Annotated in this window: 12 protein-coding genes; 11 read left to right on the plus strand and 1 reads right to left on the minus strand. The window is 42.5% G+C overall.

Annotated features, from left to right (window positions below; all coding sequences use genetic code 11):
• Positions 1 to 178: 178 nt before the first annotated feature.
• The 11 genes from ACFQZJ_RS14395 (at position 179) to ACFQZJ_RS14445 (ending at position 15,874) form a co-directional block, all read left to right on the plus strand.
• Positions 179 to 2,914, plus strand: coding sequence for a PSD1 and planctomycete cytochrome C domain-containing protein (locus ACFQZJ_RS14395; RefSeq protein ID WP_379935518.1), 2,736 nt, complete (start codon positions 179 to 181; stop codon positions 2,912 to 2,914).
• Positions 2,915 to 3,163: 249 nt separating this feature from the next.
• Positions 3,164 to 4,678, plus strand: coding sequence for a DUF1501 domain-containing protein (locus tag ACFQZJ_RS14400; RefSeq protein WP_379935520.1), 1,515 nt, complete (start codon positions 3,164 to 3,166; stop codon positions 4,676 to 4,678).
• Positions 4,679 to 4,934: 256 nt separating this feature from the next.
• Complete coding sequence (locus ACFQZJ_RS14405) at positions 4,935 to 5,801, plus strand: sugar phosphate isomerase/epimerase family protein (protein WP_379935521.1); 867 nt, start codon at positions 4,935 to 4,937, stop codon at positions 5,799 to 5,801.
• Between the two features lie 200 nt (positions 5,802 to 6,001).
• On the plus strand, positions 6,002 to 7,396 hold the full coding sequence (locus ACFQZJ_RS14410; protein WP_379935523.1) for a c-type cytochrome domain-containing protein: 1,395 nt from the start codon (positions 6,002 to 6,004) through the stop codon (positions 7,394 to 7,396).
• Between the two features lie 90 nt (positions 7,397 to 7,486).
• Positions 7,487 to 8,917, plus strand: coding sequence for an SLC13 family permease (locus ACFQZJ_RS14415; RefSeq protein ID WP_379935524.1), 1,431 nt, complete (start codon positions 7,487 to 7,489; stop codon positions 8,915 to 8,917).
• A 158-nt stretch (positions 8,918 to 9,075) separates the two neighbouring features.
• A complete protein-coding gene (locus ACFQZJ_RS14420) occupies positions 9,076 to 11,574 on the plus strand; it encodes a zinc-dependent metalloprotease (RefSeq protein WP_379935526.1) in 2,499 nt (832 codons plus the stop codon).
• A 178-nt stretch (positions 11,575 to 11,752) separates the two neighbouring features.
• Complete coding sequence (locus ACFQZJ_RS14425; protein ID WP_379935528.1) at positions 11,753 to 11,929, plus strand: hypothetical protein; 177 nt, start codon at positions 11,753 to 11,755, stop codon at positions 11,927 to 11,929.
• 247 nt (positions 11,930 to 12,176) lie between these two features.
• Complete coding sequence (locus tag ACFQZJ_RS14430; RefSeq protein WP_379935529.1) at positions 12,177 to 12,332, plus strand: hypothetical protein; 156 nt, start codon at positions 12,177 to 12,179, stop codon at positions 12,330 to 12,332.
• 173 nt (positions 12,333 to 12,505) lie between these two features.
• Positions 12,506 to 12,934, plus strand: coding sequence for a hypothetical protein (locus ACFQZJ_RS14435; protein ID WP_379935531.1), 429 nt, complete (start codon positions 12,506 to 12,508; stop codon positions 12,932 to 12,934).
• Between the two features lie 359 nt (positions 12,935 to 13,293).
• The gene (locus tag ACFQZJ_RS14440) at positions 13,294 to 15,213 is read left to right on the plus strand and encodes a DUF294 nucleotidyltransferase-like domain-containing protein (protein ID WP_379935532.1); all 1,920 of its coding nucleotides are present in this window, start codon (positions 13,294 to 13,296) and stop codon (positions 15,211 to 15,213) included.
• Between the two features lies 1 nt (position 15,214).
• Positions 15,215 to 15,874, plus strand: a complete 660-nt coding sequence (locus ACFQZJ_RS14445) for a 3'-5' exonuclease (RefSeq protein WP_379935534.1) — start codon at positions 15,215 to 15,217, stop codon at positions 15,872 to 15,874.
• Positions 15,875 to 15,882: 8 nt separating this feature from the next.
• Here ACFQZJ_RS14445 and acs read toward each other — a convergent pair whose 3' ends face one another.
• A complete protein-coding gene (gene acs, locus ACFQZJ_RS14450; protein WP_379935536.1) occupies positions 15,883 to 17,790 on the minus strand; it encodes an acetate--CoA ligase in 1,908 nt (635 codons plus the stop codon).
• Positions 17,791 to 17,884 lie beyond the last annotated feature (94 nt).

Raw genomic sequence — 17,884 nt, forward strand, 5'->3', positions numbered from 1 at the left:
ATCATCTATGGTTAAAATATCGCCGTCGGGCTAAAATTATCCATATTTTCATAAAAATTGTCTAATTTAATATCCGTGATAAGTCCTTAGTATTGAACAACCAACGGATTAACTGGTTGTTCAAAAAGATATTAAAGGAAGTATAATAGAAATTCTAGTTTTAGAGGGGAAGTTTAAAATGAAACACAAGACGTTTATCAAAATTAAACACCTATGCCTTGCCATAGGCGTCGCTTTACTGCACTCCTGCCAAAAACAAGAGCAGGTAGATTTCAGCACCCAAATAAAACCTATCCTTAACAACAACTGCATTACCTGCCATGGAGGGGTGAAAAAGAACGGCGGATTTAGCCTTCTGTTCGAAGAAGAGGCCTTTGCAAATACCGAATCTGGTATACCGGCCATTATTCGTGGGGATGCTGCCAATAGCGAATTGATCAAAAGACTCTCCGAAGACGATCTCGAACTCCGAATGCCCTACGAAAAACCAAAGCTTTCCGATAAAGAAATCGACTTATTAACGCGCTGGGTAGACCAAGGAGCCAAGTGGGGTGAGCACTGGGCCTACTCCCTTGCAGAAAAAGTTGAAGTGCCCAGGCAAACTATAGAAGCTAGTTTTGCTCCTGAAACAAGATCCCAATTTATCCAGAATGATATTGATCATTTTATACTGGCGCGTTTAGAGGACGAGCAACTGGAACCCAACGCACCAGCTAGGAAAAATACTATTGCCCGACGATTGGCCTTGGATATTACGGGCTTACCTCCGTCCCCAGCACTCTTAAAAAAATTCAATGACAACGAACTAAGCTATGAAACCCTTGTAGACAGCCTATTGTCCCAAAAGACGTATGGAGAGAAATGGGCTACATGGTGGTTGGATGTTGCGCGCTACGCAGATTCCAAAGGCTATGAAAAAGATATGGGACGATCCATCTGGAAGTATCGGGATTGGGTCATTGATGCATTTAACAGAGACCTTTCCTACGATCAATTTACCATAGAACAATTAGCCGGGGACCTGCTTCCAGAACCCTCTACAGATCAATTGATCGCTACGGCCTTTCATAGAAATACCATGAACAACGACGAGGGCGGTACGGATGATGAAGAATACAGGGTAGCCACGGTCATAGACAGGGTAAATACCACTTTTGAGGTCTGGCAAAGCACCACCATCGGCTGTGTGCAATGCCATAGCCACACCTATGATCCGTTTAAGCACGAGGAATATTACAACCTTATGGCCTTCTTTAACAATACCCGCGATGAGGACACCCCCAATGAATCACCGGTACTCAAATTCTATACGGAAGAACAACAAGGGCAAGTGGACAAGGTATTGGACTGGGTAGGCCAACATGGAAACAAGGCCGACCTAAAAACTTACAGGGATTTTATCCAGTTTACGGAACCCGTGTACAAATCGCACTTTTTTAAGGAGTTTAAAAACAGTGTTTACGACGACCATGCCTCGGTTGTTTTTTGGGATGATGGCAACCTCATTATACCCAATGCCTATACCAATAAGGCAAGTTATGTGTACCTCAACTACCGGTCGCATTATGACAATACAAAAATGACCATCCGAGAAAAAGATGCCAACGGTCCTATTTTAGCCCAATTCACGATAAACAAAAATAAAGGCAATACTACCTCGCAATTTGCCCTTAAGCGCATCGATAAACAAACGGATATCTATATTGAAACCCATAATAATGCCATAGCACCGGAAAAGAATATTTTAAACCTGTACTGGGTAGGTTTCATTCCCGATATGCCTGCGCAGGGAGCTCAGGGTTGGTCGGATATCAATACCACATTTTTAGAATTACTGAATACCAATACGGAAACGGTTCCCATTCTGGTAGAAAATCCGGAGTATATGAAACGTACCACACAGGTATTTGAGCGTGGAAGCTGGCTTACCAAGACCGATACCGTAATACCCGGCACCCCTCAAAGCCTGAATGCATGGAATGATACGTGGAGCAAAGACCGCTTAGGACTCTCCCAATGGATCGTGAGCAAAGAAAATCCGTTAACGGCCAGAACTTTGGTCAACAGGGTCTGGCACCAAATTTATGGTCGCGGATTGGTTGCTACGATCGAGGATATGGGCTCCCAATCGGACGCCCCTTCGCATCCTTATTTATTGGATTGGCTCGCGTTGCGCTTTATGAACGAACACAACTGGAGCATCAAAGCGTTGGTCAAGGAAATCGTCCTATCGGGCACCTACCGGCAAAAATCGGAAAGTACGCCGGAAATGTACCAGCTAGATCCGGAGAACGAACTCTACGCCAGAGGGCCGCGTATGCGATTGGGCGCGGAACAAATACGAGATCAGGCTTTGGCCGTGGCCGGGTTGTTGAGCGATAAAATGTACGGTCCGGGCGTAATGCCACCACAACCGGACGGTGTTTGGCAAACCGTGTACAATGGTGCCAACTGGATAGAAAGTAAAGGCGAAGATCGCTACCGTCGCGGAATCTATACTTATTTAAAACGCACCAGTCCCTATCCCTCGTTCCTCACCTTTGATGCTGGAAGCCGCGAAGTTTGTATGGTTCGAAGAACGGTGACGAACACTCCTTTACAGGCCTTGGTCACCCTAAATGACCCGGTCTATTTGGAAGCCTCCTATCATTTGGCAAAAAACAACCGTGTTACGGACAATCTGGAGCAAAGTATCTCACAAAGCTATGAACGTGCTACCTACAAAAAAATAACACCGAACCGACTGGAGGCCCTCACGGAACTATATGAAAATGCCATAACGGAATTTAAGGAAAATGGGGAGGCATCGGAATTGTTCCTGCATTTTGAGGAACAGCCAACGGCAGAGCTCGCCGCGCTGACCATGGTGGCCAACGCCATTTTAAATCTGGACGAATTTTTAACGAAAACCTGATGGATAGATAATAGTCGCTAGCTGATAGACGGTAGAAAATAGTAAATGAATCAAAAAAAATATACTAAAAAAGTTTTTGCGAGGAGCGATTTAGAGACGAAGCAATGTATTGAATAGATAAAATGCATTTCAAAAATTCACCAAACCAATATGGTATTTGTATTTGAGTTTATGAATTGTCGGGTAAGGCGAATAATCCTCCCTAATCCAGCAGCGGGCATCTAGCCCTTAGAACAAAAGAACGTAGACATGAAAGACATCGTAGAACGACTGATACAGGAAAAGCTAGCGAGGGAAGCCCAGGAAAAGACCCGTAGGCATTTTATAAAAAGTTGCGCCCAAGGCATGGGCGGTTTGGCCCTCAGTTCCATTTTTATGGGCTGCGACCCGTTGAGTTCATCGGCTCACAAAAAAGCCCCTGTTGCTTTCTCCGAGCGTGACCTTAATCCGTTATCTACCTTGGCACCTCCTTTTGCACCCAAGGTAAAATCCGTTATTTACCTGCACATGGCAGGTGCGCCGTCGCAGTTGGAAATGTTCGATTACAAACCTGCCCTACAAAAATTGGATGGTCAAGACTGTCCCCAGTCGCTTTTGGAAGGAAAAAAATTCGCCTTTATCAAAGGTACGCCCAAATTAATGGGCCCACAAGCAGAATTTAAGCAGGAAGGGGAATCAGGTAATTGGGTGTCGAACTTTATGCCACACTTTAAAAAGGTCATAGATGATGTAGCCTTCTTAAAAGCGGTGCATACAGACCAGTTTAACCACGGCCCGGCTCAACTGTTTATGCATACGGGAAGTGCACGTTTGGGCAGGCCAAGTATCGGGTCTTGGGCAACCTACGGCCTAGGCTCGGAAAACCAAAATCTACCCGGTTTTGTAGTCTTGACTTCAGGTGGGAATACTCCGGATGCCGGTAAAAGTGTTTGGGGCAGCGGGTTTCTACCAAGTGTATATCAAGGTGTACAATGCAGGTCCGAAGGCGACCCCGTATTATATATCGAGGACCCTGACGGCATTACCCGCGACTTAAAGAAAAGTACCATTGATGCCATCAATAAAATAAACAAGGAAGAATATGCCAAATATGCCGACCCGGAGATATTGGCGCGTATCAACCAATACGAAATGGCCTACCGCATGCAAATTGCTGTTCCGGAGGTCATGAACATTAATAATGAACCGGAACATATAAAACAAATGTACGGCGTAGAACCCGGAAAGGAATCCTTTGCCAATAACTGTTTGTTAGCCCGAAAACTGGTAGAAGACGGCGTGCGTTTTGTACAGCTTTTTGACTGGGGATGGGATACCCACGGTAATATAAGGGAGGGCTCAATTGATTTAGGCTTGCGTAATAAATGTCGTGAAATAGACCGTCCCATTACCGCCTTGATCATGGATTTGAAACAACGGGGCTTACTGGACGACACCCTTATTATTTGGGGAGGGGAATTTGGTCGTACCCCCATGCAAGAGAACAGGGGCAATACAAAAATGGCCTATAAAGGTAGAGATCATCACGGTGATGCCTTTACTATGTGGATGGCCGGTGGTGGTATTAAAAAAGGCGCCTCACACGGAAAAACGGACGATATTGGATTTTCTGGAATTGAAGGCCGGGTATCCGTCCATGATGTGCATGCCACGATTTTACACCTTTTAGGTTTTGACCACGAAAAATTTACACATGAATTTCAAGGAAGACCTTTTCGATTAACCGATGTGGAAGGACAGATCATAAAGGAGATTTTGGCATAGCCCCCTCACGAAGGGGGAAATTATTACTCGGAAGTAAAAATTTAAATGAATGAAAGAATGTTAGGGATTAAAGTGAAAAGAGCATTGAAGAATTGAAAGTTCAAAGACTCCTCCCACCAGGCGAGGGGAGGCGGTTTTTCCAGGTTAGTGTGGAAAAATCGGATGGGTTGAAAGCTCAAGCTATATTCCCAAACGCATCACTCAAAAAGAAGGAACAAAACACCCTTTTCTTAACATAGAAACACCAAACTAAAAAATGAGAATTCCACTAGTACTATCCATTTTTCTAGTCGTGCTTTACACCAATGCACAAGAAAAAAAACTGGAATTTTACCAGACCGATTGGGGCCGGCAGACTTCCTGGGACGCTTTTTGCGAAAAAACAAAAGCGGCTGGTTACGATGGCATTGAGGTATGGTACCCAACCGAACTACAGAGTAAACTAGATCTAAAAAGAGCACTTGACCAATACAGCCTAAAAGTCATTTTTTTGGCAGGCACTAATAAATCCCTACCGTTTGAAGAAGCCCTTATCCGCTATACGGAGAATTTAATGCGGTTGGTAGAATTTAACCCTGCTGCCATAAATTGCCATACAGGAAATGATTTCTATACTTTTGAACAAAACAAGGCTTTTATAGATGCCGCCAACAAACTGGCAAAGGAACATGATATCCCCATTTACCATGAAACCCACCGCGGGCGTTTTAGTTACAACCTCCCAGATACCAAAAAACACCTTGACGCCATACCAGACCTCAAATTAACCTTGGACATAAGCCATTGGATGGTGGTACACGAGTCGTTATTGGAAAATCAAGATGTACTTTTGGAAGAAGTTTTGAATCGGACCCACCATATCCATGCTCGTGTAGGTCATGCGGAAGGGCCACAAGTAAATGACCCGGAGGCTCCCGAATGGAAAAAAGCGGTTGACCGTCATTTGGATATTTGGGAAAAAGTGATTCGGGATAAATGGAAAACCCAAGATGTATTTACCATTACCACCGAATTTGGTCCGGCTAATTACATGCCTACCTTGCCCTACACCCGGGTTCCGGTAGCGGATCAATGGAAAGCGAATGTGTATATGATGACAAAACTGAAGGAGCGGATGAAGTAGGTTTAAGGTTTAAGGTTTAAGGTTTAAGGTTTAAGGTTTAAGGTTTAAAAAAATAATGTTAAGCTCATAACCAACTAAACTTCTAAACTATTCTGAACTAAAACCCTCCTGCGGCGTACAAGCTTGAGTTTGACATTTGTGATTGTATTTGTGCTTGATTTTGTATTTGTATTTGTATTTGTATTTGTATTTGTAAATAGATGGAAATTATAAAACAACTTTTGGGTCGCTTGCACCCGCTTATCGTTCATTTGCCTATCGGTTTTATACTGCTTGGGCTGTTGCTGCAATGGCACGACCGTAAGACAAAGCAATACAACATCCTTATAGCGCTCGTTTACAAATGGGCCGGTATTAGTGCTGTATTTGCCTGCATTACGGGATATTTGCAATATTTGGGAGAAGGCTATGCCTTTGATACCGTAAAGTGGCATTTATGGTCGGGTATCGCTACTGCGCTGTTCTCTTTTTTAATGTATGCCAAGCTTGCAAAACTAAATGCGATGGCTACGTTTGCAAAAATTCCGATTTCCACTTTTTCGATCGTATTCTTTATACTTCTTTCCTACACGGGCCATCAAGGCGCCAACCTTACCCATGGTGAGGATTTTTTGGTAGAGCCCCTGCCCAATAACATTAAATCGGTGTTAGGCTTTGAGACTTTTGAAGAAAGAGCTATCGCCCTGAACGAAGAAAATTGGGAAGAAGCCCAGATTTACGAAGATGTCATCAATCCCATATTAAATAATAAATGCGTAAGCTGCCACAATCCCAAGAAAACCAAGGGCGGATTACTATTGCATACCAAAGAGGGAATCTTGACCGGAGGCGAGAACGGTGAGGTGCTTTTGGCAAACAATGCGGAAAAAAGTGAACTGTTCCATAGGATCACACTGCCTATAGAGGACGACCTCCACATGCCGCCGGATGGAAAAACACAGCCTACAAAAGAGGAGATTCAACTCATGGGCGCTTGGATAGATGCCGGGCATCCATTTGAAGGTAGCATCAAGGACGCTGGCCTGCATAAAGCACTTTTTGCTTCGTTTTTCCCAAAAAAACACGATTTCGATTTTCCGGATATGGAAATTACAGCAGCTTCGATAGATAGTATTTCGGTCCTAGAGCAAACGGGAATCCACGTAGACCTCATCAGCACATCTTACAATTTTCTTAGTGTATCGGCCATCAACAAACCCACTTTTAACGACAATGATTTTAATAGCTTGCTTTCCATAAAAAACAATATTGCAAGACTGGACCTGGGGGGCACTGAAGTAACGGATGTTTTGGTCGAAAAGTTGAAACAGCTTCCCAACCTCACTGTTTTAAAGTTGGACAACACATTGGTAACCGGTAGTACCATAGACGCCCTGAATACGCTGGAACATTTAAAGGCCATCAACCTAACAGGTTCGCAATTTGACACCGCACATTTGGATAAGCTAACCGACTTTTCAAAACTAGAACAGGTTTTTTTATACGGCACCTCAGCGGACGCCAAGGGAATTCAAATGCTACGGGACGGACAGATCACGGTGGACTATGGAAATTATGAACTACCTCCTATTCCTTCCGATTCTATTGTGTATTAAAGCAAAGAAATGGCTTAACTAAAAATAGTAAGAACAAAAACTTCCCGAACTAAAAGAAAAAACATAGCTTAGAGCAGTCAATTTTATGATATGCCCTTAAGTAGCAAACTGGGTCTTTTTTTAGGCCCTATTGTATTTTTAATAGTCATCAACCTACCATTCGATTTACTTTCCTCGAACGGTGATGCGGTTATCGCGGTAGCCCTTTGGATGATTGTTTGGTGGATATCAGATGCCGTCTCCATCTCCGTTACCGCGCTTTTACCCTTACTTCTTTTCCCCCTACTTAAGATCATGCCCATTGCGGAGGTTGGTTCCAACTACGGGAGTCCCATTATTTTTCTATTCTTTGGAGGCTTTGTTATGGCCTTGGCCCTCGAAAAAGTGAACCTACATAAACGAATAGCCTTAAATATCATAAGAATTACCGGTACCACGCCCAATAAAGTGGTGCTTGGTTTTATGATCGCGACGGCCACCTTGAGCATGTGGATCAGTAATACCGCCAGCACGGTGGTCATGCTTCCCATTGCGATGTCGGTCATTGGTCTGTTAATCAATGACGCCGACGGCTTTACCAAGAGTGACCAAAACTTCGCGCTCTGTGTGATGTTGGGTATTGCCTTTTCGGCAAACGCCGGGGGCATAGCAACCGTTATTGGCACACCACCCAATTCGGTACTCATTGGCCTATTGGAAAGTGAATATGATATAGAGGTTTCCTTTTTAAAATGGATGGTGATAGGCTTGCCCTTTTCGATACTCATGATCGCCATTAGTTATGTGGTCTTGGTAAAATGGATGTTCCCCAACAAGCAGCTAAAATTTAATGCCAGCAGGGACGTCATCAAATCCGAATTATCAAAATTGGGTCCCATGAGCGGAAAGGAAAAAATGGTTTTGGTCATTTTTGGCATCACTATCTTTTTATGGATATTTAGAACCCTGATCAATAAACTGTTTCCAGATCTGGGACTTTCGGATACCATCATCAGTATCCTAGCGGCAATTTCGTTATTCGCCATTCCATACAATTTAAAAAAGGGTGATTTTATCATTCAATGGAAAGATACTTCCAAGCTTGCATGGGGTATCCTTATTTTGTTCGGTGGCGGTTTGGCCTTGGCCAAAGGAATGGCGGTAAGTGGTATTGTAGACTTTGTAGCCAATACCATTGCGGCCAGTGAAATATCGATATTAGTTACAGCCGTACTTCTGATCGCCCTAATGCTTTTTATGACCGAGCTTATGAGCAATGTAGCGCTCGTGGCCGTTCTTGCTCCCGTAGTGGCCGGTATCGCCATAGGTTTGGAAATTCCCATGCTCTATCTTTTAATTCCCGTAACCATGGCCAGTAGCTGTGCGTTTATGCTTCCCATGGCTACCCCGCCCAATGCCATTGTTTTTGCAAGTGGCTATATTAAAGTGCATGAAATGGCCCGTGCCGGAATTATCCTGAACCTAATTTCGGTTGGTTTGTTGATTTTGATGTTCCAATTTGTACTACCAATACTTTTTTAAGTCGGTAAATCGTGGCAGCCGATACAGACTACATCATATCACCGAGGTGCTTGTTAGCTTCTAAAAAAAAGCTCACTTAGGGTAGGCTTATGATTTAATTAACAATGGTTTTATTTATTTTTCCTGTTCTTTGGATATTGTACAAATGAAACCAAACAATGATTAGAAAACTAAGTATTCCCCTACTTGCTGTGCTTTTTATGTTCAGTTATCAAACTGCTGAGGCACAACTTTTCAAAAAGAAAAAAAAGAAGACCGAGCAAGCGGCCGAGAAACCAAAAAAAGATGCGATCAAACCTTATGACAAGGTAATTACCAAGGATGCCAAAACCGACTCCGGCCTTTTTGATGTGCATATAGTAGAAGACAAACACTACTATGAGATTCCTGATTCGCTTTTTAACAAAGAAATGTTGATGGTAACCCGTATCTCCAAGACGGCATCCAAAATTGGCTTCGGCGGTGGAAAAATAAATACAAAGGTGCTCAGGTGGGAAAAGAAGGACAAGAAAGTGCTCCTGCGTGTGGTATCCCATGATGTAGTGGCAGCCGACTCCCTTCCCGTACATGAAGCAGTAGTGAATTCCAACTTTGAACCGGTACTGTATGCATTTGATATTAAGGCGATAAAGAAAGACTCGGTAAATCCGGATGCATCTGCCACTGTTATAGAAGTAAACGATATTTTCACAAAGGACACCAAGGCGTTTGGAATGCCGGAATCCTATAGAAAACGATATAAGGTATCGCGTTTGGATACAGACAGGAGTTTTATAGAAAGTCTTAAAAGTTACCCCTTGAACGTTGAAGCAAGACACGTAAAAACCTATTTGGCCGGTGCACCGCCAAGTAACGGTAGCCTAGGCTCCATATCGGTAGAAATAAACAATTCCATGGTCTTATTGCCCTCCGAACCTATGAAAAGACGCTATTTTGACCGTCGTGTGGGTTGGTTCGCCAGGGGGCAGGTAGATTACGGACTGGATGCCCAAGAAAGCAAGACAGTGACATTTCTAGACCGCTGGCGTTTGGAAGTAAAGGAAGAAGACATAGAAAAATTTAAGCGTGGCGAACTGGTAGAGCCCAAGAAACAGATCGTGTACTACGTAGACCGCGCTACGCCGAAGCAATGGGTACCTTTTATAAAGCAGGGCATAGAAGATTGGCAGGTAGCCTTCGAGGCCGCCGGTTTTAAAAATGCCATTATTGCCAAAGACCCCCCAACGGTAGAAGAGGATCCGGAATGGTCGCCTGAGGATGTGCGGTATTCCGTTGTCCGCTATTTGGCCTCGCCTATCCCAAACGCCAACGGTCCGCATGTGAGTGATCCAAGAACGGGAGAAATTTTAGAATCGGACATTAACTGGTACCATAATGTCATGTCCTTGCTAAGAAATTGGTTCTTTGTCCAGACGGCTGCTATCAATCCAGATGCACAAAATGTTGCGTTTGATGACGAAGTTATGGGCAGGCTTATCCGTTTTGTATCTTCTCATGAAGTAGGCCATACCATTGGACTTCCTCACAACATGGGCAGTAGTGTGGCCTATCCTGTAGATTCTTTACGTTCGGCAAGTTTTACAAAAAAGTATGGTACGGCACCATCTATTATGGACTATGCCCGTTTTAATTATATAGCCCAGCCCGGAGATGAAGGTGTTGCCTTGATGCCAGATATCGGTGTTTATGACAAGTATGCCGTGCAATGGGGTTACAGACCCATTTTGGACGCTACGGCCGAAGAAGAAAAACCTACTCTGGACAGTTGGATACTAAAACATGCGGGGGATCCAATGTACCGTTTTGGCCATCAGCAGGTAGGCGATGTGGTAGACCCAAGTTCGCAAACAGAAGACTTGGGAGACGATGCCGTTAAGGCGAGTTCTTACGGTATCGCAAATCTAAAGCGTATTGTACCCATGTTAGTGACCTGGACCAAGGAAGATGGAAAGAACTATGACGACCTAGAAACATTATATGGACAGGTAATTTCCCAATTAAATAGATATATGGGGCATGTTTCCAATAATATTGGGGGCGTTTATGAACACCATAAGACCTACGATCAAGAAGGTGCGGTCTATACCCCGGTCTCAAAAGCCCATCAACAAAAATGTATGGCCTTTTTACAAGACGAACTCTATGCGACGCCAACATGGTTACTGGATCAAGATATTTTTGGCAAAACACAGTACTCCGGTTTTGTGGAACGCATTCGCAGTATGCAGGTAAGAACGCTGAACAACACCTTAAGTTTGGGTAAAATGGCCCGTTTGATAGAGCATGAGACCGCCAATGGCTCCCAAGCATATACCTTGATCGATATGATGAGCGAACTACGCAAGGGAATCTGGTCCGAACTTCCAAGAGGTGGCACCATTGACACCTATAGAAGAAACCTCCAAAAAGCACACATAGACCGTTTGGCGTATCTTATGACGGCTGAAAACCAAGGTAAAAAACCTGATTTTGGCGGATACCAAAAATCCACGGTTGTAAATACGAGTCAGTCCGATATTCGTTCTTTGGCCAGGGCCGAGTTAAATAGTTTAAAGCGCAGTATCAGAAATGCAGTTCCTAGAACATCGGACCAAATGAGCAGGTATCATTTACAGGATAGCGCGGAACGAATAGACATGATTTTGGACCCTAAATAGGGTTACGAATACGTTAGTTTTTTAAGCCTATCGGTCAAATGCAAATTACTTCGATAACCTAATAGCCTAAACCACAATTTATAGCTAGTTGACATCACAAAAAGCCCATTTAACAACAATGGGCTTTTTTGCGTTAACATGTGATTTACCTTTGTCATGTAATTAAAACCCCCAAATCATGACTAATAAAATCAAAAGTTTAATCTACCTAGGTTCTTTCATTTTTGCCGCTATAATCTATAATACGACCATAGAAACAAATACGTCGGAGTTATCCAATAATATGGAACTGAACAAAGCAAATACTATTGCAGACAGTAACTCCGAAGAATTGCATACCAGTACCATGAACTAACACCTACCTATACCTAAAATTTGAGCGCGGCCACTAGCCGCGTTTTTTTGTTTTGGATAGTTTTGGATTTGAGTAAAAACGGGGTGTTTTAGATTGAAATCGACCAAGTGCAAATTAATCGGACAACGCGATTTAGCAAACCACAAAAACAGGTTACTTTACATCAAAAAACACCAAGTTCACAACAAGCTACTTTTTAGCGTTTACTTGTAATTTACCTTTGTCATGTAATTAAAACCCCCAAATCATGAATAATAAAATCAAAAGTTTACTATATCTAAGTTGTTTCGTTTTTGCCTCTATAGTGTACAACGCTACCATAGAAGAAAATATGCCCGAGTTATCCAAAAAAATGGAATTGACAGAAACAAATACATTAGCAGATAGTCACTCCGAGGACTAACCACCTGCTTCTATGAATTAATACTTACTTGAACCCCTTATCTGGAGCGTGGCTATTAGCCGCGCTTTTTTTAAAATCTTTCTTGTTAGTTAAAGCTTTACTAAAAAGAGAAAGTTCTTTAAACCTTTGAAGACATAAAAAGTCATAAGTGCAAATCATTAAAATATAAAGAGATGAAAAAATTAGCACTTATTGTTTTATTGTTCTCGGGCGTTTATTTAACGGCTCAAGGACATAGCGCGAAACACAACGGAATGAAAGATTTAAACCCAGAGCAGATAGCTAAATTACAAACAAAGAAAATGACGCTTGCCTTGGATCTTAATCAAAACCAACAAACAGAAATCGAGGCATTGCTTCTTTCCAATGCCACCTATAGAAAGAACAAGATGGAAGAACACAAGGCTAAAAAAGAAGAAGGTAACCGCCCTTCAAAAGAAGAACGATTTGCGATGCAAAACGAACGCCTAGACCGAATGATAGCTCAAAAAGTTGAAATGAAAAAAATATTGACTTTAGAACAGTTTGAGAAGTGGGAAAAAATACAGCACAGCGGGAAGAATCGAAAAAAGGGTCAAAGACACAGGAAATCCAAACGATAATGTCTTATCGAAACAAATAATAGGATTATAATGGCCGCGTTCTCATGAACGTGGCTTTTTTTGGCAATGAATTTTACTTATAGAAGTCATTTAAACTATTTCCATTCGCTAAAAAATTGCCCTTTTTCGCCCATTTTTCGTCTTTTTTTCCTTCCGTAGCCCTGCTATGTAACTCAAAAAAGCCATCAACTGGGCAAAAAATGTCTAGTTTTCGCTATAAAGCAAAAAGTTTAAATCACTTCATAGTTTATGTCCTTACACAGCAGCTCGTTAAAATCCCAGCGACTATTAAAATCCGCAGGACCATACTTTTTTACCTAAAAAATTTAGTAGCAGATGTTAATTCACTACTTTAAAGTATGCAAAACACAATTTCAGATAGAATTGCCGACTTCCTAAAGAAGTACCCTCCGTTTTCCTATTTACAATTAGAGGAACTACAAGCATTTACTCCTGAGATCACCATCGTTTACAAGGAAAAAGATTCGATTGTCTTTGAGCGGGATTCCAAGCCTCACTTGTTTTTTTATGTGGTACACCAAGGAGCAATAGGACTTATACGCAAAGAGGATGGTATTATATTGGATATTTGCGACGAAGGGGATATTTTTGGTCTGCGGCCGTTAATGGCCAATGAAAACTACAGACTCCAAGCCAAAGCTCAAGAGGAAACAATACTCTACGCTATACCCATCTCGCTTTTTAAACCTATAGTGAAGCAAAATATGGATGTAGGCAGTTTTTTGGTAGAAAGTTTTGCCTCCAACACCCGAAACCCATATTCCAATACGCATAAAGGGCAGCTATTGGGCGATTCCGTACAATTTAATCCCAACAACACCGGATCCCGACTTTTAGATGTACAGCCAGTAGAGTTTAGCACCAAAATAACCAGTGCAAAACCAGGAACTGCAATACAGACTATAGCCAAGAAAATGTCCAAAAAAGGAATTGGTGCCATGTTGATCGAAAAAGACGGACTCCCAGTAGGTATCATTACGGATAAGGATTTTCGGAACAAAGTAGTTACAGGAATTGTTCCCATTACGGCCAAAGCGAAAGTGGTCATGTCCAGTCCCGTTATTACCTATCCTACTAACCTGACCATTACCCAGGCACAAATGGCCATGATGAAAAGTGGGATCAGCCACCTCGTTCTTACCCAGGATGGGACTCCAAACACGAAAGCCATAGGTATACTTTCCAAACACGATATTATGCTATCCTTAGGCAACAATCCGTCCGTTTTGGTAAAGGCGACAAGGCGTTGCAAACACGTAGACGAACTTGCACCTATAAAAAAAGGAGTCATGAACTTGTTAAAGGGATATTTGGAACAGAATATCCCCATGAGCCTTACCTCCAAAATAATATCCGAACTCAACGATGCCTGCACCAAACAAGTTATTCGCCTATCCTTAAAACAAATGGATACCCCGCCACCTGTAGACTTTGCCTGGTTGGCCATGGGGAGTCAAGGAAGGAGTGAGCAACTATTACATACCGATCAAGACAATGCCTTGCTATTCGCATCGGTTTCAGAAGCCCAAATGAAAGTAACCCGTGACTATTTTTTGCGCTTGGCAAAATTGATTACAAAAGGATTACACGAAATAGGATATGCATTCTGCCCTGCCGATATGATGGCCTCCAACCCAAAATGGTGTTTGAGCATCGACGAGTTTAAACGAGCTACCTCAAAATGGATTACCAATCCAGGACCGGACGAGGTGCTTTTGTCGGCCATCTTTTTTGATTACAATATAGTCTATGGCAACAAGGAACTAACCGACGACCTGTCCTCCCACATTTTTGCTACTGTAGCCCACTACCCTATGTTTTTGACCCATTTAGCGAGCGGCGCCCTACAAAACCCATCCCCTTCTGGTTTTTTTAGAAAATTTTTATTAGAACAGGACGGAGCGCACAAGGATTTTTTCGATTTAAAAAGGCGGGCGTTGATGCCCTTGATAGATGCAGCAAGAGTACTTATTTTATCGCATCAGGTTAAAGGAATAAGCAATACCTGGCAACGTTACGAGAAATTGGCGCTTTTGGAACCCAACAATGCAGAATTGTACCTCTCTTGCTCCTATGCTAGTAAAGCTTTGTTAAAATTTAGGACACGACAAGGACTGCTACATAACGATTCCGGACGTTATATTTCATTGGAAAAACTAAATAAAGAAGAGCGCATGAAACTTAAAAGGACCTTTTCATCGATAAAAGATATACAAGAAGTGCTGGCCGTAAGATTTATGACCTCTATAGTTCGCTAATATGTTCACAAAAAAAAACTACCCTGATTTTTGGAACAAATATGCAGCATCCTTTACAAACGGACTGCCTAAATTAGTAGTAGACAACACGTTTGTGGTACTGGATACGGAGACTACCGGGTTTGATATAAAAGAAGATCGCATATTAAGTATTGGCGCACTGGTGCTTCACCAAAACATGATACAACCCAAACAAGCCTTTGAGGTATTCTTGGAACAAAAACACTACGACAAATCAACCGCTAAAATACATGGGATACTCAGAACGGGAAAACAGAAAAGGATTACAGAGTTAGAAGGATTACAACGCACACTCAAAATACTGGAAAACTCCGTTTTGGTGGCACACCATACGGGTTACGATGTTGCCATGCTCAACAGTGCCTTAAAACGAAACGGATTACCCAAATTAAAGAACAAGACCTTGGACACCTCAAAGCTGTACTTTAAAACACTGGGTAGGATAAAACAGAAGGAATCGAACCGGCATAGCAGCTTGGACGATTTGGCAAAGATGTACGATATTTCAAAAAAAGACCGGCACACCGCTTTAGGGGATGCCTATATTACGGCAATAGCCTTTCTGCGGATATTGGAAAAACTAAAGCCCGTAACGCTCAACGAGCTGTTGAGGCAAGACGGGCCATTTAAACTTTGGTAAACTAGGTACTATAAGACTTCTTTAATGATTTCGGATACTACCTCGGGATTTAAGAGAGTAGATGTATCACCAAGATTACTTGTATCCTTAGAAGCGATTTTCCTTAAAATACGTCGCATGATTTTACCGCTACGGGTTTTAGGAAGTGCGGATACGAACTGAATCTTCTCCAATTTGGCAATGGGACCGATATGTTCGGTAATCATTTGATTTATCTCTTTCTTAAGGTTGTCCCGATCTCTAGACTCACCTGTCTCCTTTAACATGACATAACCATATAAGGCGTTCCCTTTGATATCATGTGGAAAACCGACAATGGCAGATTCGGCTACAGCTGGGTGCTCGTTAATAGCATCTTCAATAGGTGCCGTGCCTAAATTATGTCCGGAAACGATAATCACATCATCTACGCGACCCGTGATACGATAATAGCCAACCTCGTCTCGCAATGCGCCATCACCCGTAAAATACTTGTCTTTAAATGCGGTAAAATAGGTTTCTTTATACCGCTGATGGTCACCCCATATAGTACGCGCCATAGACGGCCAAGGAAATTTGATACACAACCTGCCATCTACCTGATTGCCTGTAATTTCTGTACCGTGCTCGTCCATTAACGCAGGCTGTATACCGGGCAAGGGCAAGGTTGCATACGTTGGTTTCGTAGGAGTTGAGAATGGTATGGGCGAGATTAATATTCCACCGGTCTCTGTTTGCCACCATGTATCTACTATAGGGCATTTTTTGTCCCCAACATGATCGTTGTACCAATGCCAAGCTTCTTCGTTTATAGGTTCCCCTACTGTCCCCAAGACTTTTAAACTGGAAAGGTCATGACTGTTCACAAAGTCCAAATGCTCTTTGGCCAAAGCCCTAATAGCGGTTGGTGCCGTATAAAATTGAGTAACCTTATGTTTTTGAACTACATCCCAAAAACGTCCAAAATCAGGATATGAGGGGACTCCCTCGAACATTACGGTGGTAGCACCATTTGCCAAAGGACCGTAAACGATATAAGAGTGACCGGTAATCCATCCAATATCGGCAGTACACCAATAGATGTCGTTTTCGCGATACTGAAAAACGTTCTTAAATGTATATGCGGTATACACCATATACCCTGCGGTAGTATGTACCATTCCTTTAGGTTTGCCTGTAGATCCGGACGTATACAAAATAAACAAAGGGTCTTCGGCATCCATAATTTCGGGCAAACAATCCTCTTTTGCAGCTAGCATTAAAGGTGCCAGCCATTCGTCCCTACCCTCTTTCATAAAGATGTCTGCATTGGTGCGCTTAACGACCAATACATTTTTAACATCCGGACAAGCGTCCATAGCATCATCTACGATTCCTTTTAAATCGATAGTCTTTTTACCCCGATAAGAACCATCTGAGGTAATCACCATTTTTGCACCGCAATCGTTTACCCTAGTGGCTACGGCCGTTGATGAAAAACCTGCAAAAACAACGGAATGTACCGCTCCAATGCGCGCACAGGCCAAAAGAGCTACTGCCAACTCAGGAATCATGGGCAAGTAAATAACAACCCTGTCCCCCTTGTTTATTCCTTTATCCTTTAACACATTGGCCATTTTACAGACACGCTCCTTTAACTCCAAATAGGTAATGTGCCGGGCTGGTTCATCTGGATTGTTAGGTTCAAAAAGAATGGCCGTCTTATCTCCTCGTATATGCAAATGCCGGTCGATGCAATTTTCGGTGATGTTCAACTTGGCCCCTTGGAACCATTTTATCTCAGGTTTGGAAAAATCCCAGTCCAGTACCCTATCCCATTTTTTGCGCCACACGAAATGTTCCTCGGCAATTTCGTCCCAAAAGTTTTCAGGGTTTCTTACCGATTTTCGATATACTTGATAGTACTCTTCCAAGTGTTTGATATGGTAATTACTCATGTAAGTCGAATTTTTAATTAAGTCCCAATACGATTAACGGATTTCTTAGCTAAATATAATTATAAAAGTCTCGAATTTCTAAATCGAAAGTGTA

It is taken from the genome of Maribacter chungangensis (assembly GCF_042676845.1).
Lineage (GTDB): Bacteria > Bacteroidota > Bacteroidia > Flavobacteriales > Flavobacteriaceae > Maribacter > Maribacter chungangensis.